The 26,463-nt window shown below is 33.4% G+C and carries 21 protein-coding genes, 1 tRNA gene and 3 pseudogenes; 11 read left to right on the top strand and 14 right to left on the bottom strand.

The window, feature by feature from the left end:
* Nucleotides 1–59 precede the first annotated feature (59 nt).
* A complete protein-coding gene (locus QO200_RS17255) occupies nucleotides 60–311 on the bottom strand; it encodes a hypothetical protein (protein ID WP_371542663.1) in 252 nt (83 codons plus the stop codon).
* 222 nt (nucleotides 312–533) lie between these two features.
* Between QO200_RS17255 and QO200_RS17250 the strand changes: the two genes are divergently transcribed.
* From QO200_RS17250 to QO200_RS17240, 3 genes are all read left to right on the top strand, one after another.
* Nucleotides 534–1,304, top strand: a complete 771-nt coding sequence (locus tag QO200_RS17250; protein ID WP_371542660.1) for a GLPGLI family protein — start codon at nucleotides 534–536, stop codon at nucleotides 1,302–1,304.
* 1 nt (nucleotide 1,305) lies between these two features.
* On the top strand, nucleotides 1,306–1,965 hold the full coding sequence (locus tag QO200_RS17245; protein ID WP_371542657.1) for a GLPGLI family protein: 660 nt from the start codon (nucleotides 1,306–1,308) through the stop codon (nucleotides 1,963–1,965).
* 70 nt (nucleotides 1,966–2,035) lie between these two features.
* Nucleotides 2,036–4,555, top strand: a complete 2,520-nt coding sequence (locus QO200_RS17240; RefSeq protein WP_371542654.1) for a carboxypeptidase-like regulatory domain-containing protein — start codon at nucleotides 2,036–2,038, stop codon at nucleotides 4,553–4,555.
* Between the two features lie 121 nt (nucleotides 4,556–4,676).
* On the opposite strand, the pseudogene QO200_RS17235 reads toward QO200_RS17240, so the two are convergent.
* From QO200_RS17235 to QO200_RS17225, 3 pseudogenes are all read right to left on the bottom strand, one after another.
* Nucleotides 4,677–5,099 (bottom strand): annotated as a pseudogene (locus tag QO200_RS17235) (elongation factor Ts); the annotation flags it as partial.
* A 519-nt stretch (nucleotides 5,100–5,618) separates the two neighbouring features.
* Nucleotides 5,619–5,711 (bottom strand): annotated as a pseudogene (locus tag QO200_RS17230) (elongation factor Ts); the annotation flags it as partial.
* Nucleotides 5,711–5,992: pseudogene (locus tag QO200_RS17225) on the bottom strand (DNA-3-methyladenine glycosylase I); the annotation flags it as partial. The pseudogenes QO200_RS17230 and QO200_RS17225, both read right to left, overlap by 1 nt.
* Before the next feature lie 124 nt (nucleotides 5,993–6,116).
* Between QO200_RS17225 and QO200_RS17220 the strand changes: the two are divergent.
* Complete coding sequence (locus QO200_RS17220) at nucleotides 6,117–8,240, top strand: M3 family metallopeptidase (RefSeq protein WP_371542652.1); 2,124 nt, start codon at nucleotides 6,117–6,119, stop codon at nucleotides 8,238–8,240.
* Nucleotides 8,241–8,318: 78 nt separating this feature from the next.
* Here QO200_RS17220 and tsf read toward each other — a convergent pair whose 3' ends face one another.
* The 4 genes from tsf to rplM form a co-directional block, all read right to left on the bottom strand.
* Nucleotides 8,319–9,143, bottom strand: coding sequence for a translation elongation factor Ts (gene tsf / locus QO200_RS17215; RefSeq protein WP_371542649.1), 825 nt, complete (start codon nucleotides 9,141–9,143; stop codon nucleotides 8,319–8,321).
* A 138-nt stretch (nucleotides 9,144–9,281) separates the two neighbouring features.
* Nucleotides 9,282–10,115 carry a 30S ribosomal protein S2 gene (gene rpsB, locus QO200_RS17210; protein WP_371542647.1) on the bottom strand — a complete coding sequence of 278 codons (834 nt, stop codon included), beginning with the start codon at nucleotides 10,113–10,115 and terminating at the stop codon, nucleotides 9,282–9,284.
* Between the two features lie 171 nt (nucleotides 10,116–10,286).
* Nucleotides 10,287–10,673 carry a 30S ribosomal protein S9 gene (rpsI, locus tag QO200_RS17205; protein ID WP_091083100.1) on the bottom strand — a complete coding sequence of 129 codons (387 nt, stop codon included), beginning with the start codon at nucleotides 10,671–10,673 and terminating at the stop codon, nucleotides 10,287–10,289.
* The gene (gene rplM / locus QO200_RS17200; protein ID WP_007137451.1) at nucleotides 10,673–11,128 is read right to left on the bottom strand and encodes a 50S ribosomal protein L13; all 456 of its coding nucleotides are present in this window, start codon (nucleotides 11,126–11,128) and stop codon (nucleotides 10,673–10,675) included. The genes rpsI and rplM overlap by 1 nt, the downstream gene beginning before the upstream one ends.
* A 346-nt stretch (nucleotides 11,129–11,474) precedes the next feature.
* Between rplM and QO200_RS17195 the strand changes: the two genes are divergently transcribed.
* On the top strand, nucleotides 11,475–12,500 hold the full coding sequence (locus QO200_RS17195) for a LacI family DNA-binding transcriptional regulator (protein WP_371542644.1): 1,026 nt from the start codon (nucleotides 11,475–11,477) through the stop codon (nucleotides 12,498–12,500).
* An 80-nt stretch (nucleotides 12,501–12,580) separates the two neighbouring features.
* Here the strand turns inward: QO200_RS17195 and polA are convergent, their stop codons facing one another.
* Nucleotides 12,581–15,421 (bottom strand): DNA polymerase I, encoded by a 2,841-nt coding sequence (gene polA / locus QO200_RS17190; RefSeq protein ID WP_371542641.1) that lies wholly within the window; start codon nucleotides 15,419–15,421, stop codon nucleotides 12,581–12,583.
* Between the two features lie 385 nt (nucleotides 15,422–15,806).
* Between polA and QO200_RS17185 the strand changes: the two genes are divergently transcribed.
* Entirely contained in the window at nucleotides 15,807–17,042 is a 1,236-nt protein-coding gene (locus QO200_RS17185; RefSeq protein WP_371542638.1) for a metallophosphoesterase, read from the top strand.
* Between the two features lie 77 nt (nucleotides 17,043–17,119).
* Entirely contained in the window at nucleotides 17,120–17,416 is a 297-nt protein-coding gene (locus QO200_RS17180; protein ID WP_339918973.1) for a thioredoxin family protein, read from the top strand.
* Between the two features lie 22 nt (nucleotides 17,417–17,438).
* On the opposite strand, the gene QO200_RS17175 is transcribed toward QO200_RS17180, so the two are convergent.
* Nucleotides 17,439–18,086 (bottom strand): polysaccharide deacetylase family protein, encoded by a 648-nt coding sequence (locus QO200_RS17175; protein ID WP_371542635.1) that lies wholly within the window; start codon nucleotides 18,084–18,086, stop codon nucleotides 17,439–17,441.
* 89 nt (nucleotides 18,087–18,175) lie between these two features.
* Nucleotides 18,176–21,487 (bottom strand): DUF2723 domain-containing protein, encoded by a 3,312-nt coding sequence (locus tag QO200_RS17170; RefSeq protein ID WP_371542632.1) that lies wholly within the window; start codon nucleotides 21,485–21,487, stop codon nucleotides 18,176–18,178.
* A 236-nt stretch (nucleotides 21,488–21,723) separates the two neighbouring features.
* On the opposite strand from QO200_RS17170, the gene QO200_RS17165 reads away from it, so the two are divergent.
* The 3 genes from QO200_RS17165 (at nucleotide 21,724) to QO200_RS17155 (ending at nucleotide 23,485) form a co-directional block, all read left to right on the top strand.
* Nucleotides 21,724–21,794 (top strand) — tRNA-Gln (locus QO200_RS17165).
* Nucleotides 21,795–22,230: 436 nt separating this feature from the next.
* The gene (locus tag QO200_RS17160) at nucleotides 22,231–22,908 is read left to right on the top strand and encodes a hypothetical protein (protein WP_371542629.1); all 678 of its coding nucleotides are present in this window, start codon (nucleotides 22,231–22,233) and stop codon (nucleotides 22,906–22,908) included.
* A 373-nt stretch (nucleotides 22,909–23,281) separates the two neighbouring features.
* Nucleotides 23,282–23,485 carry a hypothetical protein gene (locus QO200_RS17155; protein WP_371542626.1) on the top strand — a complete coding sequence of 68 codons (204 nt, stop codon included), beginning with the start codon at nucleotides 23,282–23,284 and terminating at the stop codon, nucleotides 23,483–23,485.
* A gap of 106 nt (nucleotides 23,486–23,591) precedes the next feature.
* Here QO200_RS17155 and QO200_RS17150 read toward each other — a convergent pair whose 3' ends face one another.
* The gene (locus QO200_RS17150) at nucleotides 23,592–24,188 is read right to left on the bottom strand and encodes a recombinase family protein (protein ID WP_371542624.1); all 597 of its coding nucleotides are present in this window, start codon (nucleotides 24,186–24,188) and stop codon (nucleotides 23,592–23,594) included.
* 172 nt (nucleotides 24,189–24,360) lie between these two features.
* Nucleotides 24,361–24,534 carry a hypothetical protein gene (locus QO200_RS17145; protein ID WP_371542621.1) on the bottom strand — a complete coding sequence of 58 codons (174 nt, stop codon included), beginning with the start codon at nucleotides 24,532–24,534 and terminating at the stop codon, nucleotides 24,361–24,363.
* A 222-nt stretch (nucleotides 24,535–24,756) separates the two neighbouring features.
* Here QO200_RS17145 and QO200_RS17140 point away from each other — a divergent pair, with 222 nt between their 5' ends.
* Nucleotides 24,757–25,320 (top strand): hypothetical protein, encoded by a 564-nt coding sequence (locus QO200_RS17140; protein ID WP_371542619.1) that lies wholly within the window; start codon nucleotides 24,757–24,759, stop codon nucleotides 25,318–25,320.
* A 270-nt stretch (nucleotides 25,321–25,590) separates the two neighbouring features.
* On the opposite strand, the gene QO200_RS17135 is transcribed toward QO200_RS17140, so the two are convergent.
* Nucleotides 25,591–26,427 carry a hypothetical protein gene (locus QO200_RS17135; RefSeq protein ID WP_371542617.1) on the bottom strand — a complete coding sequence of 279 codons (837 nt, stop codon included), beginning with the start codon at nucleotides 26,425–26,427 and terminating at the stop codon, nucleotides 25,591–25,593.
* Nucleotides 26,428–26,463 lie beyond the last annotated feature (36 nt).

Genomic DNA, 26,463 nt, shown 5'->3' with positions numbered 1-26,463 from the left:
ATTTTGTAACTAATAGAAATTCATTGCTTTGTAAGTCCGTGTACTTATTAACTTGTAAGTTAAATTGTAAAAAAAATAAATTTATTTGTAGTATAATAATTAGGTTTTATTGTTTTTTTTTGCTTTGTTCTCGGACGTCCAAAACCAGTTGTTAAATAGTTTAACAAGACAATAACCAAAATATTATATATTAGGAAAAAATTTTTACTGAGTGCAACTTTATTAGTTGCCTTTTCTCTAACTTCCTTTGCAACGGAAAAAAACATATCTGAAACAGCTATAGATTTTGAGACATCTTCAAGTCTTTCCACATTAGCTGATTCAAATATAGTAGAAGGTCAAATTGTAGAAGGTTGTGAAACTAGTACTATTAGATGGGCAAGTGGAGAAAGTGATGGTCACGGAGGAATGGTTCTGAAATTTCATCATGCAACTTTAGTTACATGCGATGATGGTTTTGCAGCTATTGTAGATTAATATTGAAATTCATATATTAGGGAGTGGTTTACCACTCCTTATTAAAATATCTTACCATGAAACCATATTTATTATTTCTTTCTTTAATCATTCCTATTCTGTCTGTAGCCCAAAAGACAATCAAAGTCTCTTATGAGCAGAAGTTTATCTACAATGATAGTTTTTTTAATCAATTACCAGAGGACAGTAGGGAAGAGTTAAAAAACTTTATGACCGCACCCACCTATTTTGAATTGACTAACAACGGAGATCTTTCTTTATACGAAAGTGTCAATACTAAAGAAAAAGTTATTGCCTCAAAAGAGAAAAGTACACCAACGGATCAAAATTTAGGTATGATATTGAAACCCTTTAAAGTCTGGTATTTAAAAGATTTTAAAAGGGAAATTAGTACTAATAGTACATCGGTTAGTGACAAAGAGTACTTTGTAGAAGCACCATTTGAAAAAGAGGAGTTACATTACGATAGTAAAACCAAAATTATCGATGGATATAATTGTTTATCGGCATATGCATTAAAATCAAATAAGGATACCATTCAGTACTGGTATACGCAGGACATAGCTGTAATAGACGGTCCAATAACACCAATTGATATACCTGGATTAGTGCTGAGCATAGAATCTAATAAAAAAGTGGTTTACGCAACTAAAATAGAATTTTTTGATTATAAACTGCCCATTGCCACTGTACCTAATGATGCCATTTTTATCAGTAAGAAGGAATTGGATATTTTACAAGCAAAAGATTTGGAGCCAAAATCGTATGTTGATGAAGCAGGAGCTAAAATTGAAAGCTATTCAGTACATATAAGAAATGATAATTAAGATGAAAGATACATATAAAAGAGTAGGGTTAGCTATTGTATGTAGTTTGTTTTTTCTACAAAGTAATGCCCAATCGGGTATTAAAGTTGTATTCGAAAAGCAAACGATTTTGAAAGAAGATGCAGTGAAAGGTTTGCCAGAATATATTAGAGAACGTGCTTTAAAATTGGTCCAGAATAACAAGCAAGAATCGACTATGACTATTCAGGGGAACGAAGTTTATTATGAAATTATAGCACAAGAGAAAGAAGAAGTTAGTAAAGGAATTACTAAAGTAGATGATCCAAAAAGCAAGGTGCAATTTGTCAGTAATATGTCTATTTCAACTAGCCATAGTCCGTTAAAAATAATAAAAGATTATAAAACAAATAGCTATAAAGAAACCGTTAATAATATAGTGACTACTGAGAAACTGCCAAGAATCTCTTGGAAGTATACCAATAATAAAAAAATAATTTTGGGGTATTCTTGTGTAGAAGCCGTTGGTGTTTATAAAAACCAGCAGTTGACAGTATACTTTACAAAGGCTTTGCGAGGAGTGGCTAGTCCCGATAAACTTCCTTTTGTAAATGGCGTTATTTTAGAATATCAGTACGGACATGTCTTTGGTAAAGCAATTAAAGTGGAGAGGAATCAGCCATTGATTACTAAATTTTTATAAACCTATTAATTTGAATTTAAAACAACTCCTCTTTCTACTATTCCCAGTGCTCTTATTTTCGCAAAATAAATTGGGTATTACAATTTTGAATCAAAAAAAAGAGCCTGTTTCTAGAGTTATTGTACTTGTATCACAAGAAGAACAACAAGTTGCTTTTGGTTCTACCAATACTGATGGTGTATTTATTAAAAGCCTGCCTTCCGGTACCTATACAATAACGCTTAAAAAATTAGGTTTCAGCGCTGTTGTGGAGCAAATTATAATAGAGAAAGATGCCTTATTAACTTTTGAGATGCTTCCCGAACTAAACCAGCTCGAAGATGTTATTATTAAGGCAAGACCTAAAATAATGCGGATTAAAGGAGATAGTATTTCGTACAACCTAAAAGCTGTTGTTGATGGAACCGAAAATAAAATCGAAGATGTGATAAATAAGCTTCCTGGTCTAGAGGTCGATGCTGATGGTAAAGTTTTCTATAAAGGAGAGAAGATTAATAATGTATTGATTGATGGTAATGAGTTTTTTGGAAACAAACATCAAATGGCCACTCAAAATATCAATGCTGATATGATCGAAGGGATTGATTTGTATACCAATTATTCAGGCTTTGCTATCGCATCTGGAGGTGATAAAGGGGTGGCGCTAAATTTAAAGACTAAAGATTTTTATAAAAGTAAATGGGTATCTGATGTCGAGCTAGGTTATGGCGGTAAAGAGGCAGTGCGGTTTCATTCTAATTCATTTAAGTTTTTTAAAAAAGGTAATTTAGCAATTATCTCTGATTACAATACCATTGGTAACGTGCCTATTTCAAGGGAGGATTACAGCCAAATGAAAGCTGCTGGTGACGACAGTCCTGAGTCAAATCGATTAAATGATATAGAATTACCCTCGTTCTTAAATCCTACACCTTTTTATAAAGAAAAAAACAATAAGTTCATTGGGCTTACTTATACAAATCTTATCTCGCCCCGTTCAAAAATCACGCTTTCTAACACTTTTAATGCAGCAAATTTATTAGAAGAGAATTATAAAACGCAAACAAATTTGGGAGAGGAAAACAATAATCTCTCTTATTTTGATCGAAAGAAAGCGTCTTACTTATTAAATAACACTGCTGTAAAATGGGAATTTAATAAATCAGCAACGACCTTTATATCTTATTCTGCTACTGTTACACCAACAGATGATGCCATGAAGCAAAATTTAGATAACGAATTAGATCGCACTACATATAAAGATGAAAGTAATGGCTTGAGCTTTTCACAAGTTTTTAAGGTTCAAACTTCGTTTTTAAAGGGTATCAAGTATACAGGGGTTGTTAGGCATGCTTTAAATTCAAATAGCGATAAATTAGGTCTAAATGCGAATCAAGAATTATTTGATTTGGGTGTACTGTCGCTTCAGCAAAAAAGCAAAAACAGGAACAGTAATTTGGATTTTTATAACTCTTTCACTCTATCTAAGAAGTCGAACATCTTCAGCGTTAAGTTGGATTTACTGACGCAAAGGGATCGATTCAAAAATGACATTGATAAAGAACCATTGTCAGAAACAGAATTAGAGCTAAAGAACGATATGCTACGGACTAATATTAGTTGGACACGACAATGGAATTCAAAAATTCAGTCTGTTGTAGGATTTAGTAATAGCAATGTTAGAAGCACTTATAACAGCGAGCAAACTACCTATTCTAGAATAGAGCCAAATTTGAATGTATCCTATAATCTTGGTTTTCTTAGCAAAGTTAGCTTGGGATACGCTTTGAGTCATCGACTGCCACTGCTTTCGCAACTATTAAATAATGATGTCATTGAAGATTTTCAAACAATTAATAAAGAGAGTTTAGTAGAGTATAATAAAATTTTACCTCAAGACAGTTTCTCTTTGAATTACTATAATGTCAACGCTAAGACTAATTCTGTGTTGTTTTCATCTCTAAACTATAGTAAAGATCATCAAGCGGTTTCAAATAATGTAATTTATCAAGATGATTACGTCGAGAATCAAGCAACTTTAGTATCTGGTTCCAGTACGCTAAGAGGGATTTTTAGTTACGATTTAAAAATTAAGAAATTGCCATTCTCGATTAAAAGTACCCTTGTGTATTTAGCGACCAAAGGGTTTTCTGAGTATAGTGGAGTAGGCAATGAATTTAAGTCGAATAATTTCAGTGGTAAAATTAATGTAAATTCTAATTTTAAAAACTCGAATGTGCAAGTGGCCGTCGATTATAAGTTTAGTAGGCGTCGCTTAGAACAAAACTTATTTGCTTTTAATAATGTAACGGTCAACCATCAAATTGGTTTAAAATTACGTGGTAAAAGCACCAATAAATTAAAATGGGATTTGGGATTTGTTATCGATAATCAAGATTCAAGTTTTAATACCAATCAGCTTTATTTCTTGAATGGAAACGTACAGTATTTAGTCGCTAAAAATTTGAAGTTGTTATTTAATGGTAATAATATGCTAAACTTAAAAAATAGTCAGCTAATAACTACAGCGTACAATCAAAGTTTTTTTACAGAATCGGTCATTTCGATTATGCCAGGATATATGATGATAGGTGCTAATTATTCTTTTTAACAGTATTTCGTTTTTCATTTCCGTTTGTAGAAAACGGTCTGCTGGCCATTCTTATTTTATAAAAAAACTCCATTTCAAATTGCTTTGAAATGGAGTTTAGTATTTTAAAACTTGCTTAAGATTAACCTAAAGCAGCTCTTTTGAAACCTGTAACGATAAGATCTTTATCTAAAGATTTTACATAGTTGGCAACACTTAATTTGTTGTCTTTAATATAATCTTGGTTTACTAAAGTGTTATCTTTAAAGAAACGAGCCAATTTACCTTTAGCGATATTGTCTAACATTGCTTCTGGTTTACCTTCTTGACGCAAAAGATCTTTTGCGATTTCGATTTCTTTTTCGATAACTGCAGCATCTACACCTTCTTCGTTTAACGCGATAGGAGACATAGCAGCAGCTTGCATAGCAACGTTTCTTGAAACTTCTTCAGCACCAGCAGGAGCAGCAGATAAAGCTACCAAAGTAGCGATCTTGTTTCCAGAGTGGATGTAAGAAACTACAAATACATCTTCTAATTTCTCGAAAGTTCTGATTTCTAATTTTAAAAATTCGGATATTCAGTTTGGTTTTGATTATAATTATATTTAGAGAAGGATAGAACAGGAGCGTAATAATTTTAGTAATAGTACAATAAATCATCAACTTGCTTTTTCATTGCGCGGTAAAAACAAGAACAAATTAAAATGGGATCTAGGTTTTATTATTGATAATCAAGATTCTAGTTTTAATACTAACAGCGTATTTTTTCTTAATGCGAATGTTCAGTACGTAGTTGTCAAAGATTTAAAATTAATATTCAATGGTAGCAAAATGTTGAATCTAAATAATAATAGGCTTATATCAACTTCATATAATCAAAGTTTTTTTACTGAATCTATGGTGTCAATTATGCCGGGATATCTTATGCTTGGAGTTAATTATTCATTATAGTTTTGTTCTAAAAAAAATCTTTTTTTAGAACAAAACGAGGTTTTTAAATAAGATTGAAGATATACATTATATTAACCCAGCTGCGCTCTTTTGCAGCCATTAACAATAAGGTTTTTATCTAAGGATTTCATTTAATTGGCAATGCTTAATTTGCTATCTTTAATATAATCTTGGTTTACCAAAGTGTTATCTTTAAAGAAATCAGCTAATTTACCTTTAGCGATTTCAATTTGTCACGAATGATTCCCGCGTCCAATAAAAGGGTTTGGATCTCGTCTTCTGAATATCGGGCTATTTTTTTATAATCGAAATTGTCGAACGCTTTCCTGAAATTCTCCCTTTTATTCCAGATGGTAATCCAGCTGAGCTCGGCTTGGAATGTTTCCAGAATAAGGAATTCAAACAAAGTGGCATCATTATAAACGGGAGTTCTTCATTCCTGGTCGTGGTATTCTTTGTATAAGTCGCTGGACAAGCAGTAGCGGCATCTAATTGGGTTGTCCATCGTAAATTGTTTTGTGTTTTTAAGGATAGTAGAACCAATCAGTATTTTGTCAAATTCTGTTGTTGCTTAAGATTTTTAAGTAAATTTAGCAGCGGAAAAAAAACAAGCGTAATACCACGTTAATATGAAAAAAATAATAACTGCTCTAATGATCGGATCAACAATGTTAAGTGTTAATGCGCAGGGGAATCCGGACAACCCATTGCTCAAAAAATGGACAGGCCCATACGGTGGAGTGCCCGCTTTTAATGAATACAATATTTCCCAAATCAAACCTGCTTTTGATGTTGCCATCAAGGAACGTTTAAAAGAGATTGAAGCAATCGCCAACAATTCGAAGGCGCCCACTTTTGAAAATACCATTGCTCAAATGGAACGCGCCGGCAAGGACTTTAAGCGCGTCATGACAGTGTATGGAATTTATTCTTCAAATCTGAACAGTACTGAATTTGAACCTATTGTGACTGAAATGGCGCCTATATTGGCATCGCTTTCAAATAAGATTTACCAAAACAAGAAATTGTTTGAAAGAATTGAGAAGCTATATAATTCTCAGGAAAAATCTAAATTAACAAAAGAGCAACAAAGACTTATTTGGTTAAATTATACAAATTTTGTTAAGGAAGGAGCTAATTTAGATGTAGCTAGCAAGGAAAAAGTAAGTGAAATAAACACCAAATTAGCGAGTCTTTTTTCGCGTTTTAGTCAGAATTTATTAGCCGAAGAAAACAATCAGTATGTGATATTGCGCACAGAAGCAGATTTTGATGGCCTGCCAGAAGGATTGAAAAAAGCAGCTATGGCTCAGGCCAAAGAAAGAAAATTAGATGTACTGGGATGCATTGGTAATACACGTTCGTTTGTAGATCCTTTTTTAACTTTTTCGACCCAAAGAGAGCTGAGAGAAAAAGTGTGGAAAATGTTTATCAACAGAGGAGATAATAACGATGAGTTTGATAATAAAGCAACGCTTGTTGAAATATTGCAATTGCGTGCCAAAAAAGCCAAGTTAATGGGATTCCCAACTTTTGCGCATTGGAACCTGACAAACAGAATGGCTAAGAAACCAGAACGCACTCTTGAATTAATGGAAGCGGTGTGGGAGCCTGCAGTTGCACAAGTTAAAAAGGATGTTGCTGCTATGCAAAATATTGTGATTGAAGGAGGAGCTAGTTTTAAAATTGCGCCTTGGGATTACCGTTATTATTCGGAAAAAGTGCGAAAAGAAAAATATGATCTAGATCAAAATGAGGTGAAACAGTACCTTCAGTTAGAGAAACTAAGAGAAGGAATGTTTTGGGTTGCTGGGCAATTATTTGATATGAAGTTTACTCCAGTTAATAATGTTCCAGTTTATCATCCAGATGTACGTGTGTGGGAAGTGAGTAATATGACGTCTGGTAAGCAAATTGGCTTGTGGTATTTTGATCCCTATGCTCGTAAAGGGAAACGTTCTGGAGCGTGGATGAATGCCTATAGAAATCAACAGAAGTTAGACGGTGAGGTATTGACAATAGTATCTAATAATAGTAATTTTATCAAAGGAGCAGAGGGCGAACCAGTATTGATTTCATGGACGGATGCAACAACTTTATTCCATGAATTCGGACATGCATTACATGGTTTAAGTTCTAATGTAACGTATCCAACATTAGCAGGTACTGCTGTAGCGAGAGATTATGTTGAGTTTCCTTCTCAGATATTAGAACGTTGGCTGGAAACTCCAGAAGTGTTAAGTAAATTTGCATTGCATTATAAGACAAACGAACCAATACCTATGGCTCTTGTTGATCGAATAGAAAAGGCGTCTACATTTAATTCAGGTTTTTCTACCGTAGAAACTATTTCAAGTAGTCTGATCGATATGAAATTACATTTGGCTGGAGATACAATCATTGATCCAGTTGCATTTGAGCGAGAGACTTTGGCAAAATTACATATGCCAGAGGAAATCGTAATGCGCCATCGTATTCCACAATTTGGTCATATTTTTGCAAGTGATGGCTATGCCGCGGGGTATTATAGTTATTTATGGTCTGATGTTATTAGTGCTGATGCGTATGAAGCTTTTATGGAAGGAGATGGCCCTTATGATAAAAAGGTAGCTAAAAGACTTTTTGATAACGTATTTAGTGTTGGGAACACCACTGATCAGGAAGAAGCGTACAAGGCGTTTAGAGGGCGAGATCCTCAAACCGATGCATTGATGAAGTCGCGAGGTTTTGCAGTTTCAAAGAAAACAGAATAAAGTAAAAAAAAAGGCATAAAAAAAGAGCGGTTTGAATTTCAAATCGCTCTTTTTATATATTTAAAGTTGAAATAGGGATTAACCTAAAGCAGCTCTTTTGAAACCTGTAACGATAAGATCTTTATCTAAAGATTTTACATAGTTGGCAACACTTAATTTGTTGTCTTTAATATAATCTTGGTTTACTAAAGTGTTATCTTTAAAGAAACGAGCCAATTTACCTTTAGCGATATTGTCTAACATTGCTTCTGGTTTACCTTCTTGACGCAAAAGATCTTTTGCGATTTCGATTTCTTTTTCGATAACTGCAGCATCTACACCTTCTTCGTTTAACGCGATAGGAGACATAGCAGCAGCTTGCATAGCAACGTTTCTTGAAACTTCTTCAGCACCAGCAGGAGCAGCAGATAAAGCTACCAAAGTAGCGATCTTGTTTCCAGAGTGGATGTAAGAACCTACAAATGCACCTTCTAATTTCTCGAAAGTTCTGATTTCTAATTTTTCACCGATAACTCCAGTTTGCTCGATCAATTTATCAGCAATAGTAATTCCGTTGAAATCTGAAGCTAAAAATGCTTCTTTAGTATCAAAGTTTAATGCTTGGTTAGCCATTTCAGTAGCCATTTTCACAAAACTTTCATTCATTCCTACGAAGTCAGTCTCACAGTTTAATGTGATAACAACACCAGCAGTTTTGTCAGTATTTACAACAGCAATTGCAGCACCTTCAGTAGATTCTCTGTCTGAACGGTTTGCAGCTACTTTTTGTCCTTTTTTACGTAGGTTTTCAATTGCTAATTCAAAATCACCATCAGCTTCTACTAATGCTTTTTTACAATCCATCATTCCAGCACCTGTAGCTGTTCTTAATTTATTTACGTCTGCAGCAGTTATTGTTGCCATGTTGTATTTTTTTATAAGGTTAAAAGTAAAAATTCCAATTCCTAAATCCCAAATTCCAATTTTATCAAATTATCAACTTATTGTTTCTAATCTTTTTTTGGGAATTTGGAATTTAAAATTTGGAATTTAAATATTGTTTTATTCTTCAGTTGCTGGAGCCGCTGTGTCAGCAGCCGGAGCTGCAGTCTCAGTTACTGCTGGAGCTGCTGTTTCAGTTGCTACTGGAGCTACTTTTTCAGCTGCTGGAGCCGCTTTTTCAGTTGCGTCAGTTTCTTTGTCAGAACCTCTATCAGAAAGTCCTTCAACAATTGCAGCTGTTACTAAAGATAAAATTTTATCGATTGATTTAGAAGCATCATCATTTGATGGAATAACGAACTCTACTTCACGAGGATCAGAGTTAGTATCAACCATTGCAAAAACTGGAATGTTTAATTTTTGAGCTTCTTTTATTGCGATGTGTTCAGCTTTGATATCTACTACAAATAATGCAGCTGGTAATCTTGACATATCAGAAATTGAACCTAAATTTTTCTCTAATTTAGCACGAAGACGATCAACTTGTAAACGCTCTTTTTTAGAAAGGGTCATGAAAGTACCATCTTTCTTCATTTTATCAATAGTAGCCATTTTTTTAACAGCTTTACGGATAGTTACGAAGTTAGTTAGCATTCCACCAGGCCATCTTTCAGTGATGTAAGGCATGTTTGCAGCTTTTGCTTTTTCAGCAACGATGTCTTTTGCTTGCTTTTTGGTAGCAACAAATAATATTTTTCTACCTGATGCAGCGATTTTTTTCAAAGCTTCATTAGCTTCTTCAATTTTTGCTGCAGTTTTATATAGATTGATAATGTGAATACCATTACGCTCCATATAAATGTAAGGAGCCATGTTTGGATCCCATTTTCTAGTCATGTGTCCGAAGTGAACACCTGCTTCTAGTAATTCTTTTACTTCTACTTTGTTTGACATTTTTTGTACTAGTTTACGTTCTGTTGATTAGCAATGCATGAATGGCGATTTCTCGGCTAAATGCATTTAGATGCTAAACTAATTCCTACCTCGGTAGGCAACAACAACATTGTTTTAAATTCAATAATAAATTCAATAAGTCTTGAATAAATGTATTCAAGACAGGCAATATTAACGTTTCGAGAATTGAAATTTCTTACGAGCTTTCTTCTGACCGAATTTCTTACGTTCAACCATTCTTGGATCTCTTGTCAATAAACCTTCTGGTTTCAAGATTAGTCTGTTTTCAGCATTTACTTCACACATAACACGTGCTAATGCCATTCTTACAGCTTCTGCTTGTCCAGTTGAACCACCTCCGTAAACATTTACTTTTACATCAAAGTTAGTTGCATTTTCTGTCATAGACATAGGTTGCATTACTTTGTACTGTAAAGTAGCAGTAGGGAAATAAGTTGCGAATTCTTTTTTGTTTACAGTGATTACTCCTGTTCCTTCCGAAACATAAACACGTGCAACAGCGGTTTTTCTTCTACCGATTTTGTGAATAACTCCCATTACTTAAGATCGTTAAGGTTAACTGTTCTCGGTTTTTGTGCACCTTGTTTGTGCTCTGAACCTACAACAACATTTAAATTTCTAAAAAGTTCAGCACCAATTTTGTTTTTTGGTAACATTCCTTTTACAGCTTTTTCTACTAGTAATGCAGGGTTTTTAGATTGCAATACTTTAGCAGTTAAAGTTCTTTGACCTCCTGGGTAACCTGTGTGACGCATGTAAATTTTCTCGTCCATTTTGTTACCTGTAAGGTTGATTTTTTCTGAGTTGATAACAATTACGTTATCTCCACAGTCAACGTGCGGTGTGTAACTTGGTTTGTACTTACCTCTAAGGATCATTGCGACCTTTGATGCAAGACGACCTAAGTTATGCCCATCTGCATCTACAACAATCCACTCCTTTGTAACGGTGGCTTTGCTTGCTGATTGAGTCTTGTAGCTTAATGCGTCCATAATATTTTTTTAATTAAACATTCCATCCCCATTAAAGGGGATGCAAAAGTACAATTTATTATTTTAAATACAAATACCTTAAAAGAATAATTTTTAGTCGTTTTACCCCTGATTATCAATTGTATATTTGTTGCGCCGTGGATTAGTTCGCTTTTACAATTGTACATTGTGGCGTCGTTCTATTTTTATATTACTTTTGTTATCGAAATAAAAGTTTTATCTTGCGAGTTAGCAATAAAGGATCATTAGCTAAAAAAAGAGCTATTTGCGTTAAAAGAAAACTAATACTTAGCAGATTAAGATGGATTTCTCTTAAATTGCTGATAAAGCCAACACCTACTTAATTATGAAAGTCAAAGCAACTCTAAAACAAATAGCAAAAGAACTTAACGTTTCTGTTTCTACAGTTTCTAAAGCACTTAACGATAGTCCTGAAATTAGTGATCAAACAAAAATTAAAATTAAGGAATACGCGAAGCTTAAAAATTATAAGCCTAACGTAATCGGTTTAAATCTTAAAAATCGAAAAACGAAGACCATTGGGGTTATTATACCTAATATTCTTAATTCTTTTTTTGCCAAAGTATTTAGTGGTATAGAAAAAGTAGCAGATGAAAAAGGATATAATGTTATTATGTGTATTTCTAATGAATCGATGGACAAGGAAGCCCATACTTTAGAAATGTTGAGTAATGGTACTATTGACGGATTTATTTTGTCAGTTTCAGAAGAAGCTCAAAAACTTCAGGATTATTCTCATTTTAAGGAAATAATTAATGATGGTACACCTATAGTTATGTTTGATAGAATTGCAGCTGGTGTTGAGTGTGACAAAGTGGTTGTAGATGACTTTGACTCTGCCTTAAATTCAACGCAGCGATTAATTGATCTGGGGTGTAAAAATATTGCTTTGTTGTCTTCTGTCGATAATTTGAGTGTGGGGAAATTAAGAGCTGATGGATATTTGAAAGCTTTAAAGGATAATAATATTGCAATAAATGAAAATATAATTCTTCGTACGGACTCAGAAGAAGATCTAAAAAGTAAAATTGAAGGCGTATTTGATAATAATACCATTGATGGTGTTTTTGCTCTGGATGAAAATGATTCTGTTGCGGCTTTAAAAATTGGATTAAAAAAAGGATATAAAATTCCCGAAGAACTTTCGATTATAGGTTTTGCTGATGGTATTCTAGCATCCCGAAGATTGACCCCAAGTCTAACCACCATAAGTCAACACGGAGTCGAAATTGGAGAAGTGGCGGCTAAATTACTAATTGACAGATTAGAATCTAAAGAAGAAAATATTCCTTATGAAACAGTGGTTATTAAAACAAAATTAAAAGAAAGAGAGTCTTCTAGAAAGTTGTAATTATAATTAGAATCAGGATATAAAAAAAATCCACTCCTTTATTTAATTGGAGTGGATTTTTTTTTTGGGGGCTCTATATATTAATGCGCTTCCAGCCAATCTTTACCAGCTCCTAATTCTACATCTAAAGGAACGTCAAGTTTGAATGCATTTTCCATTTCGTATTTGATCATCTCCTTCATTTTTTCCAGTTCTGAATTGTGAATGTCAAACACAAGTTCATCATGAACCTGAAGTAGCATTTTACTTTTATAGTTTTCTGCAATCAGTTTTTTATGAATGTTAATCATCGCGATTTTGATAATGTCGGCTGCACTTCCCTGGATTGGTGCGTTAACCGCATTACGTTCTGCTCCACCACGAACTATTGCGTTTTGTGAGTTGATGTCCTTTAAATAACGACGACGACCTAAAACTGTTTGTACATATCCATTTTCTCTTGCAAAATCAATTTGCTCTGAAATGTATGATTTCAATCTTGGATAGGTTTTGTAATAGGCTTCAATTAAAGCAGCACTTTCAGAACGGGATAAATCTGTTTGATTTGAAAGTCCAAATGCAGAAACTCCATATATTATTCCAAAGTTTACTGTTTTTGCATGGCTACGTTGTTCTCTCGTGACTTCTTCCAGTGGAACATCAAATACCTTTGAAGCAGTAGATTTATGAATGTCTTCGTGATTTAAAAACGCTTTTATCATGTTTTCCTCACCACTCAGTGCTGCAATGATTCGCAATTCTATTTGGGAGTAATCGGCAGAAACTAAGGTGTAATTCTCGTCTCTTGCTACAAATGCTTTTCTTATTTGTCGTCCTCGTTCCGTACGAATAGGGATGTTCTGTAAGTTAGGATTATTGGAGCTCAATCGACCTGTTGCAGCCACAGTTTGCATATAATCTGTATGCACTCTAAGGGTTACCGGGTCTACTTGATTTGGCAAAGCGTCAACATAAGTGTTTTTTAGTTTCACTAATTGGCGCCAGTCAAGAATGTCTTTTACGATTGGATTTTCATTAGCTAAGTAACTTAAAACTTCTTCGCCCGTGGCATATTGTCCCGTTTTAGTCTTCTTTTGTTTGGCTCCGCCAATTTTTAATTTGTCAAATAAAACATCGCCGAGTTGCTTTGGTGATGCTAAATTAAAATCTTCTCCTGCAATCTCATAAATAGCGGTTTCCAGTTTTTTAATGTCGGTGTCTAAATCATGTGATAATGACTTCAAAAAATCAGTGTCTAGTCTGATTCCTTCTTTTTCCATGTCTGCCAAGACTTTTACCAAAGGAATTTCAATCTCTTCAAAGAGTTTTTTGGTCTCGGTTTTTTCTAATTCGACAGAAAATAATTGCTTTAACTGAAAAGTGACATCAGCATCTTCTGCTGCATATTCTTTGATTTCCTCTAAATCAACATCACGCATCGATTTTTGGTTTTTTCCTTTTTTTCCAATTAAGGCCTCAATCGACTTTGGAGAGTATTTCAAATAGGTTTCAGAAAGTATGTCCATGTTATGACGCATATCTGGATTGATCAGATAATGAGCAATCATAGTATCAAACAATTTACCTTCTACATTAATGTTATAATTAGAGAGGATTTTTAAGTCGTATTTTAAGTTTTGGCCAATTTTTTCAATGGATTCATTTTCGAAAAAAGGAATGAACTTATCAATCAAAACTTGCGCTTCTTCTTGATTTTCTGGAAAAGGAACGTAAAATCCTTTTCCTTTTTCGAATGAAAATGAAATACCAACAAGTTCTGCATGCAGAGCGTCTAAACCTGTAGTTTCAGTATCAAAACAAACGGAATCTTGTTTAAGTAAATTTTGCAAAAGCAATTTTATACCCAAGTCACCTTGAATAATTTGATATGAATGTTCTGTGTTTTCTAAGGTGTTGTAATATTGGTGGTGCGTAGCATCTGAAGCTTCGTTAGGAATTGCACTTGCAAAAAGGTCAAATTGCTCTTCGCTTTTTGGTTGTGGACTTTTATATAATTTAGCTTCTTCTGTAGCGGTGTTAGTTGTTGCTGTTCCGCCTTTTTTGAATATGGCATCAAACTGTTCTGCCATTCTACGGAACTCTAACTCATTAAAAAGAGCGTCTGTTTTCTCAACATCAGGAGTTGATAATTCATAATCATTTTCGTCAAAAACTACGGGGCAATCAAGAAGTATGGTGGCTAATGTTTTCGACAAAAGTCCTTTCTCTTTGTTTGCTTCAACATTCTCCTTCATTTTTCCTTTTAGCTTGTCTGTATTAGCTAATAGGTTTTCCATTGTCCCAAATTCTTTTAGGAATTTCTTAGCTGTAACTGCACCTACTCCGGGAAGGCCAGGAATGTTATCAGCGGCGTCCCCCATCATTCCTAGAAAATCAATAACTTGATCGGGTCTTTCTATTTCAAATTTTTCCAATACTTCTGGAACACCCCAAATTTCGATTCCATTTCCCATTCGGGCTGGTTTGTACATGAAAATGTTTTCAGATACCAATTGCGCAAAATCCTTATCAGGAGTAACCATGAAGACTTTGTAATTTTCTTTTTCGGCCTGTTTTGCAATGGTTCCTATTAAGTCATCCGCTTCATAACCTTTTACTTCTATAATAGGTATGTGCATCGCCTTCAGTAAATCCTGAATATAAGGGATAGCAATTTTAATAGCTTCGGGAGTGGCATCGCGATGCGCTTTGTATTCTGGGTAAATTTCGTTTCTTAATTGGCTTCCACCATTGTCAAAAGCAACTGCTAAATGATCTGGTTTTTCTCTTTTTATAACATCCATTAAGGAATTCATGAATCCCATAATTGCCGAAGTGTCCATTCCTTTAGAATTTATTCTTGGGTTTTTAATAAAGGCATAATATCCTCGAAAAATTAAAGCGTAAGCATCGAGTAAAAAGAGACGTTTTTGTTCTGGCATGATTGTGATTTTGTAAAGATTTCAAAAGTACAAAACTTAAAAGATAAAGTCGGAACGGATTTCAATATTTCTAAAGATTGCTATTCTAAAGATTGTTTTAAATTAGACCACTATATTAGGTCAGCAGTATTGTTTGTTTTTATTAAAGAAATGTCGAAACTACCTATGTCATAATTTAAAAATTTTGATTTGCCATCGAAGGTTGTATGGTTATTTTGAATATGTAATTATTAGATTAGATAAAGCGAAATAATTAATTTACCAGCCTTTTCTTGTTTTAAAAAATATGAAAGCAAAATATTTGATACGGTTTTAGTTAAATATTGATTAATAACTACACATAGTGTTTTCTTAATTTGTTATTTTGTCAATAAAAATAATTATAATGATTTTCCGTATCGTATTTTTAAGCCTTTTTCTTATCATAATTGAGCTTTATGCATTTCAAGCATTAAAAACATTAATAAAGTTAAAATGGGTTTTGGTTTCTTATCAAATCCTTAGTGTACTGCTTTTTATATTTATTGTTTATTCTTTTATGCAGTTTGACCGTTCTGTTGGACAAACTAAACAAACTATGTTTACAATGGGTCTAGTGCTTCTGGTGTATGTTCCTAAAATGGTATTAACTCTTATTTTACTTGGGGAAGATCTATTTAGATTAGGTGCTGGGTCGATCAGTTATTTTATAGAAAACAATGATAATACAGCCTTTTTTGCCTCGAGAAGAAAATTTGTAAGTCAGGTAGGACTAGGTTTAGCGGCAATTCCATTTATGTCTTTGATCTATGGAATAACCATAGGGAGGTACAACTACAAAGTAATTAAACAGCGTATCTTTTTTCCAGATTTACCAGATGCTTTTGATGGTTTTACAATTACACAAATATCAGATGTACATAGTGGGAGCTTTGATAACCCAGAGAAGATTGATTATGCAATCGATTTGGTAAACGAGCAAAATTCAGATATGATTCTGTTTACCGGAGATATCGTGAATACAGATGCTAAAGAAATGCATCCTTGGATAGAAACTTTCAATAGGATAAAGAAACACGAGTATGGCAAATATTCTGTTCTTGGGAACCACGATTATGGAGAGTATGTTACTTGGCCTACAGAAAAAGATAAAGAAGATAACTTTCAGGCTATAAAGAATCTTTACGGAGAAATTGACTTTAAGCTATTGTTGAATGAGCACACTTATATAGAAAAAGGGGGCGACAAAATTGCATTAATTGGTGTAGAAAACTGGGGGCAAAATTTCAAAAAAGCAGGTGATATTAACAAAGCTTCACTAGGGGTTAATCAAGACGATTTTAAAATCTTGATGAGTCATGATCCTAGTCATTGGGATTATGAAATCAAAAATCATGAAAAGAATTTTCACTTAACCTTGTCTGGACATACGCATGGTATGCAATTTGGTATAGAAATTCCGGGTTATTTTAAGTGGAGTTTAGCTCAATACGTTTATGCACAATGGGCTGGTTTATACGAAAACCTAGGAAGATATGTCTATGTAAATAGAGGATTTGGCTATCACGCATACCCTGGTAGAGTTGGAATAATGCCTGAAATTACGGTCATTGAACTAAAAAAAGGTAAGAATGTCGCATAATTAGTTAAAAATGCTACATTTGTAGATTAATGTCTGTTTTTTTTAAGTAGATTTAAAAAATTAAATTCGTAGATTTTATGTCAAAATTTGGAGAACTTATAAGCGCACGAGTGCCTGTGTTGATAGATTTTTACACAGATTGGAATGAGTCATCTGTTTCTATGCATCCTGTAATTAGGGATGTGGCAGCAGCACTTGGCGATAAAGCAAAGGTCATTAAGATTGATGTGGATAAAAACCAAGAATTGGCCGATGCTTTAAGAATTAAAGGGCTTCCTACCTTAATGATTTATAAAGAGGGGCAAATGATCTGGAGACAATCTGGCGAGTTAGACGCTAACACTCTTATTGGTATTGTACAAGAGCAGTTGTAATAATTTAAATCAACTTCGTTAGTTAAATAGCTTCGCATTGGAAGTTGTTTTTATCTAAATATTCCAAGACTTTTGGCAGTGTGTATTCTAGATTCTTGAATGCTTTTACGCTGTCATGGAACACAACTATACTTCCCGGTTTTATATTTGAAACTACATTTTTCAAACATTTTTCTTCTGTAATTGTCTGATCAAAATCAGCACTTAGAACATCCCACATAATAATTTTGTATCCTTCATTCTTTAATTTTTTTGCTTGTACGGATTTGATTTTTCCGTAGGGAGGGCGGAAGAGTTTAGGTTCTGAATGATTAATTTCAATTTTGTGATTTTTAATAGAATTCTCACAAAGTAAAATGTTTTTAGTATAGTCTTCATCGCTGGTTTTCCAGCCGTTTAAGTGGTTGAAAGTGTGATTTCCTATTGTATGTTTCTTCTGTATTAATTTTCCGAAAATAGAGGGGTGGGCTTCAATGTTTTTCCCAAGGCAAAAAAAAGTAGCTTTGGCATTGTGCAGTTCCAATTGTTTTAAAACCCATTCTGTAATTTCTGGAGTAGGACCATCATCGAATGTTAGATAAACTTTCTTTTCATTATTTGGCAAGTCCCATATATATTGAGAAAATAGCTTCTTGATAAGCAAATGTGTTTTAATCCAATAAAAGCTCATTGTGGTATTTGTTTATATCAAAATTAAAAAAAAATGCAGCAAAAGTTATAAATTTCGCTGCATTTTTTAAAGATATTTATCGTATTCGTTTATTCTTTTTCTCGCCCAAAACGTTCAAACATTTCGATATAGGTGTTAAAGACAGTTCTATTTTTATTATAGAAATTCATATCTCCATTTTCTTCCATAACCTGTAGTAAACTTCTGTAACGTTCAAGATCTGTGATGATATCAATAGCTAAACTCGATTGTTCTGATGACTTTAATTTACTGTAGTAATTAAGATTGTCTTTGTATTTTGCAATCAATTTCTCTAATAGATCTTGTGCTTTGGCTTTTTCACCTACTTGGTAGTATCCTTTTGTAAAAGGCTCCACTAAAGAATAATACCCAAATTTATCCAAAGGCATTTTTGTCAAAGCTAAATTGATAATGTTTTTTGCCTTATCTAATTTTTTTTCAGTAATCAATTGATCCATCAATCGTGCAAGATTTGTTCTGTAAGTGATGCTTTCTCTTCTAGTTTCAGGATCGTGGTATATTTTGTTGCTGTCGCTATTACCCCAATCCCATTTCATTACATTGGCATACATCTTTTCAGAATCAATTTGTCCCATGTCTAATGGACTGCCATCTTTCGATATTGCAGTTTTTACGGGAACTAATTTATAGACCATTCCATCAAGTTGAAGGAAGTCTTTCATCCAAAGATAGTCTTCATCATCAAAAGCACCAGGGCTGAAGAAAATAGGTCTTTTCCAATTATTATTGGCTACAATGTCAAGCATCATTAGTCGGTTTTTATACAAGGCGTTCCCTTTGATGTCAATATCAATGTAAGGAACAATAGAATCATAGTATTTAGGTGAAACAACCTTGTTTTCTATGATAGCATTTTTGTCGACAGGGATTCTAATTTTATTCGTTGGGTAAAAATGAATTGTTTGTCCGTTTTGCAAACCAACGGTGGATTTTGGATTTTTAATAAAAGTCATTAAGTCTTTTATCTCCCATCTGCTTTCTGTTTTTGGAATGTATGCTACATAATCCAATTTGTCTCCTACATACTGATCGTGTGTAAAAGAGATTGGTAATGGCTCAGCTTCGTATGTTTTTGTTTTCATTTGGTCGATATACCAATCGGTCATGAAAAGACTAGTATTTACAATCTTAATATCAGTCCTTACATGCTCTATTTCTTGTGCGTACCACAACGGGAAAGTGTCGTTGTCACCTATGGTAAATAGAATAGCGTTAGGGTCACATGAGTTCAGATAGGCTTTTGCCATTGCAGTTGCAGTGTACTTGCCGGAGCGGTCATGGTCATCCCAGTTTTGAGATGCCATAAGAACTGGAGCTGCTAATATGCTGGCTGCAATAATTATTGGACCTGCTATTTTTGGAGCTAGGTATTTTTGGGCGCTTTCGTACAATGCGTAAACTCCAAACCCGATCCAAATTGCAAAAACATAAAAAGATCCCACTAAGGCATAATCACGCTCTCTTGGTTCAAACGGTCTTTCATTCAGGTAAATTTTTAAGGCAATACCTGTGAATAAGAATAAAGTCAATAATACATAGAAACTTTTTCGATCCTTAGTAGCATGATACATAAGTCCTATAAGTCCTAGAAGAAATGGAAGGAAATAATAGGTGTTACGTCCTTTATTGTTAAGGACATCCTCTGGTAAATTATCTTGTGAACCCAAGTGTAATTCATCCATGAATTTTATTCCACTAATCCAGTTTCCATCTTGACTGTCGTATCTTCCCTGGATATCATTTTGACGTCCTACAAAGTTCCACATCAAGTATCTTACGTACATGTATCCAAACTGATATTCAAACATAAAACTTAAATTGTCTACCGTGGATGGTTTCTCTATGATTAAGTAATCACCGTAGCTTTTCAGGAATTTCACATAACCATCATTGTCAATCTGTTTTTGTGCGTAAGCAGTTCTAAATTCGGAAACTGTTTTTCGAATTTCATTTTTTAACTGTCCAATAGCTCTATTGTAATCTTCTTCGGATAATTGGCTTGCGTCAACTCCGTATTTAGCTAAATCATCTTCATAAGGATAATTAGGGTTTAATTCGAATTTGGGAGCGTCTGTAAAGTTCATATAATTAGCTATATGATCTGTGCTCCACATTCGAGGTAAAATAGTTTTGTGCTCGTCGTTAAGATTTTGCACGGCATTTTTGAAATTATTTACAATCTCATATTTTCCAGTTTTATAGTTTCTCTCATAGTTAGGAGCCTTATCAAGATACGGGTTGTTCTTATCTAAACCAGCAAAAGCTTCAGTGTACTGAGGGCCGTAGAACAAGGGGTTAGAGCCATATTGCTCTCTATTGTAATAAGCGAGTACCTCGCGCGCATCAGAAGGTTTGTTTTCATTAATGTTTACGTTGGCATTAGCACGAACAGGTAACATTGTCCAGGTTGAAAACCCAATTAAAACAAATAATATACAAAGGATTAAAGTGTTGTAAGTAACAAGGCCTTTGTTTTTAGTGTATTTTAAACCAAAATAAAATGCCGCTGTAAGAATGACAGTAACTAGAATGGTTCCAGAGTCAAAAGGCATTCCAAGTGAATTAACTGTGAAAACTTCTGTTCCTGCAAAGAAAGACATGGTTAGCGGTAGTAGTAATTTGAAAATAAATAGCAGTATTGAGATAACGACAACATTAGCAACGATGAAGTTTTTAACGGTTACTGTTTTGTAATGCTTAAAGAAGTACAGTAGTCCAATTGAAGGGATCGTTAACAGAGCCATAAAGTGAACTCCAAATGACAACCCAATTACTAGTGAAATAATCAATAACCATCGATTTCCTCTAGGTGAATCCATGTCTTGTTCCCAGCGTAAACCTAACCAAAAAAGAAGGGAAATAAACAAGGAAGCCATAGCGTAAACTTCGGCTTCTACCGCATTGAACCAAAAGCTATCAGAAAAAGTATAGGATAGAGCTCCAACAAAAGAGCCGCCTAAAATTACAATAGCATTACTTGTGTTTAATTGAGTTGTTTCGTTCTCTTTTTGATTTGGCTCTTCTATTCTTGAAATTAATTTTTTCAAAATCATCGATGAAGACCAAAACAAAAATAATATAGTGAAGGCGCTAGAGACAACAGAAGTCATATTAACCATTAAGGCGATATGTTCGTTATCTGACGCAAACATGGCAAAGAACGCACCAATCATTTGAAACAAAGGTGCTCCGGGCGGGTGGCCAACTTGAAGTTTTGCTGCAGTAGCAATATATTCTCCGCAATCCCAAAAACTCATGGTGGGTTCAACTGTAAGGGTATAAGTTATTAATGCGATTACAAATGTAAACCAACCTATAATCGTATTCCATTTATTGAAATTGAATGGCGCCTTATTCATGTATTGAAATTTAGTTATATTTAAGTTACAAAGAAAATGTTTTTTTATTTAAGGTAGGAAAGATTATCGAAAATTTCTGTCAAACTATTTTTTTTGGTAACATGTTGGTTTTTAGTAATTTTGAAGATGACAAAGATGCTGGTCAATTTTTTTTGCATTTTTTTTTAATAAAAAGTTCAAAAAAGTTTGCGCAAGCTGAATTTTATTATAAATTTGCACTCGCTTAGCAGCAACGATGGTCTATGGTGTAATGGTAACACAACTGTTTTTGGTGCAGTCGTTCAAGGTTCGAGTCCTTGTAGACCAACAAAAAACCCCCTAAACGCAATGTTTACGGGGTTTTTTTATTTTAGCGTAGTAATTCACGTAGTAATTTTGTGATATGAAATGATATGAAATGGTAGACATGTTTCCTTGTATAGTCACGTTTTAAATCTAATTTAAATAATCTACCTCTTATATTCAATCAGTATATCAAAAAAGTCCCTGTTGAAAAAGACAGGGATTTTTTTTGCTTAATTTTTGCACATTAAAATAGGGCGCAGTATTTAAGTATGTGCTGTACTTTAAGCTTTGTGATTATATATAACTATCGGTAAAATATTATACCGACAGTCTTTTAAAACTAAAGTGATGAATTAGAATAAATATTTTAAGAGTTTTTTGATCAAATTGTGGAAAGCCGTAAACTATTCATTATTAAAGTGCATAGTTTTGGTTTGAACAATTAAAATTATTAAAATATGAAAAGAATTACATCAAATTTGATTTTTTCTGCAATAGTGGTAATGTCGCTAACTAACTGCGAAAACAAAAAAAGTGAAAATGGGGAAGCCGAAAAACACCCAGAATTAGAAGTTACAAATAGCGTAACTAACATTGTTGAAGAAAATGTAGATTCAGACTCTAATTTAATTTATGATTCCTATTCTTTTGCTGAAAAGTTAAAAGGCGACAATTTTTTTGAATCCGAAAATCTTGATAAAGTAATCGAACTGAAAGACATTGGTATAGTATCTTATTTTATTTCAGGTAATGAGGTTAGTATAAGTGGTGTTTGTTATGATAAACAAAAAAATATGGCAATCCCATATAATAACCGTCCACCAGGTGGCGGGGCTTTTGTCACACAATATTATGATAAACTTGAAATTAACTATAATGAAGATTATAAAAGAACTTATTCAGTGGGACTGAACATTACTTTAGCAGATCCAAAATCTGTCAAAAAACTAAAAATGTATTTAGCTAACGAATCGTCTCGAGTTTTTGAATACAAAGTAGATGGGGGCGGTCTAGAGCCTGAGTATAGGATGGGATTTATTGATTTAGTTAATATAAAAGGAACTTTTACTGGTTTTAGTAGTATGAGTAGTTATCCAGAAAAAATTTATAATATTGAAAATGCAGTAATTAATTAAGCCTCTTTACAAGAGTCCTCAAAATATTTTTTTGGGGACTTTTTTTATATATAGAATTAGATTTTTTCGATTTGGTACTTATCCTGATATTTTATGAAAGTTGATACAGAATTTACTAAGGAATTCATAATCTGCAAGTGCTTATTTTGTGGTACGTTGTTATCATCTTCTAAATCTCGGCATATAGGATTGTTTTGGTTAAATATTTTTCTTTTGCTTTTTTGATTTCATCGGATTTTAACCTTCATAAAATACCGGAACTACAATAAATTTTAAAAAATACTAAACTAATACGTCAATCTTTTATATAAGTGTTAGGAGCTCGGCATTGATAGTCGAGCAACTAAAAATATAAATTTTTAATTTAACACTTATGACAAAAAACGAACAAAAAAAGTATGACGAGCTATTTCCGATTGATTACAGAGGGAAATTATGGCTGGAAGAAGATTGTGATGATGTATTTTTAGCATTTTATAATGATAGATATAGTTTAAACTGTGATTGTGCAGTTTATTTAATGGGTGGTGATTGGATCACACCTGACGGTAATATAATCAATGACGATGATGATTAAGAGAATTGTCAGGCTGTCCTAATAACACAAATAAATGCAGGTTTGAGTGCTTGCTAAAAGAAGGTGAAATCATTAAATTTCGCCTTCTTTTTTTACTATTTAAATATCAGTTGCTGATTAACTTTTGAACCTTTTGCGCTGTCCCCAGACTACAGCCACCAATCTTAGCAGCTCTTCTTAGGGATTCTCCATTTTTCAGTTCTTTTACCACTGTTTTATATTTTTTCAAAATTTCTTCATTAGTCATAGAAGTACCATAAAGTCTACCTGAGTATAGCCCTAGTGCTTTTCTTGCTTGAATGCCGTTTCTCTGCCTTTCGAGCATATTTAAACGCTCCATTTCCGCAACGTTCCCTAGAACACTTATTATCATTTTAAAGCTTGGATTCGGCTTATTTTCGATTAGTGAAAACATACCTATGTTCTCTACAAATAAATTAATTGATTTTTCATTGAAGAATTCAACCATTGTAAGTATATCAATTATGTCGCGACCGAGACGATCTATTGATGTAATATGAATCTCGGATGCGAAACCAATTTCGATATCATGTAAAAGCTTTTTGGCTTCTTTGCGTTCCCTAAATTTGGTTGAGCCAGAAATTTTATCAAGATACAGTTTTGCAAAATCTTTTGCATTCATTTCTTGGCGGCTGCTATTTTGTTCTTCACCTGAAATTCTGTTGTACTTAACTTTTGCCATAATCTTGTCTATTTTCTGCTAATATAGTGTATGTTTTTAGACTGGCAAAAACATACATGAAAAACCGATGTATTATGCTTGATAATATATATCATTTTGAGGTATGCCCTAATTATATACATTTTTGATATTTTGAATTTGGTAATGGAAGCAAAAGGGATAGCTCATAGTGCTATCCCTTGTTTTGTAATTTTAGTAGATCGCAAACTTTGTATCTGGTTCTGTTACTTAACGGTCTGTGAGCTTTAATTTTACCTTTTTTCTCATATTTAATCATTGTGGTTTCACTTTTTATTCCAAGTATTAACATTGCTTCCTTCCTACTAACATATTCACCGTATTCCATAATTGTTTTTTTAATGCAATCAACTTTAATGCTGTTACATTACTTATATCATTTCGTGATTGTAAAGTTTATTTTTTTTTAGCTTTATTTTTAAATTATTAGATAAGTTTGCTATAAATCATATTGTTATCGTTGGTTTTAAAGACAATTTGGATTTTTTTTTAAATAATTTAAAACTTTTTATAAACTTTTTTATATAACATATAAATAAACGTAAAAAATATGAAAACAAATGGAATTGGTCATACGATCAAAAAGAAGCAGGCATTAAGTGTTAGGAAGGTCAATATTGATTTGCAGGTTAAGAAACTAGAGAAAGATAAGGTGGATTTTTACGATACGCTGTTCACTGACGGTGTGGTTGTATCTAAAAAAAGTATGTCTAAGTATGTTCTAAATTGTTATGCAAATAGCGTCCCGCTGGAAGATGGTATACATTGTGATTTGCGTTACATGTACTACCTGGACCAATTAAATAATACCTGTGTTTTATTTACTGATGTTTATAGTGATCACAACGACGATAATGAAACGAAGTTAGATATGGAAAATTATATTGTTGTCGAGATATATGTGTCGCCAGAGTGCTTTATGGTAAGTTCGTTGGCTAATTATTATCAAGATAATTACGTTGACGATGATGATACCTTTGATTGGGACAATAATTATTTTGGGACGAGTTCTGCCGCTTACAATAAAATTTCAATTGTAAAGGCTGTACATACACTATTGAATGAAACACAGATATTGAGGAAGAAATTAATAGATAGTATTGTAAAAAGTTAGTTTCCGAATGTATATTAACAATAATTAAAGGGGCTATGGCCTCTTTCATTATTTTCCTTATATAGTAACTGATTTTTCTTAAGGTCGGATAGCCAAGTAATACATTTTATATCAAATTCGTACAATTTTGTATATTATTTAAAAAAACACAATTGCCTAAAATTTTAGTAAATGCCAGATTGTGTGCGATTCCCCGTCGTATCGTAGTCCTAAACCTATGATAAGATGAAGTTTATTAATATTTTTAAATGGAATAATCTTAACTGCTTTTTATAACAACCCGTCTTCTATATCTTCGATGAACATATCGAAATTGGGCTCATCAAGCGCGTCATCAATTGTCCATATATCATAGTAGCGTTGGTACTTCATAATCAAATTTATATGGGCGTAGTTATCCAATATTTGCTTTGGTATAAAATTGTGTCCAAATTTGTTTATTATTCTCAGCTGCACTTTCATTTTGTTATAATCTATCTCTCCGGTGTTCAGGGATTTTGTACTAGCGTCGATAAATAGCTGCCCTTCATAATCGATCGGTAAACCTTTTAAATTGTTTAAAAAATTAGATGTGGCGTATATTTCGCAACGCATATTCTGCGGTGCGCCTGAAAAATCATTGAGGCGATTATAAGAAACATGAAATCGCCCAAACATCTCTTTTGGGGAACCTTCCAATGACCTTAATTTATTCAGCTTACAGTTGAAATATCCATGTATTTTATCTGGACTTCCTACTAAATTTACTAGATTATTATTATTGCATAATAAGTCACGACCTACTTCTATCGCACACCCTTTTAGTGTGATAAGGTTGTTTTCGCTACAACGGTAGGTTCCTCTTACTATTACTGGACCATGTTTTAAAGTATAAAGGTCGTTATCACTGCAATTGAAACTACCGCCGACCCATTGGGGTGAGCCTATTAGGGTCTTTAGACAGTTAGAATTACAATGAAAATTGCCGCTCACATTTCTAAATCTTAACGGAAGTTTTTGCAATTTACCGTCGCAAATCTTGACGTTACCTTTTACGTCGATTAGGCCATCGTCATTTATCGTAAAATTATCTATGAGTATGCGATATCTTTTAATGATATACCGCACTTGTTCTTTTGTTATGATCTTTCTTTTCTTCATATG

Source organism: Flavobacterium sp. Arc3, assembly GCF_041431375.1.
Classification (GTDB): domain Bacteria; phylum Bacteroidota; class Bacteroidia; order Flavobacteriales; family Flavobacteriaceae; genus Flavobacterium.
Note: the sequence above shows the minus strand (reverse complement) of the source record. Positions and strands in the feature narration are given on the sequence as shown.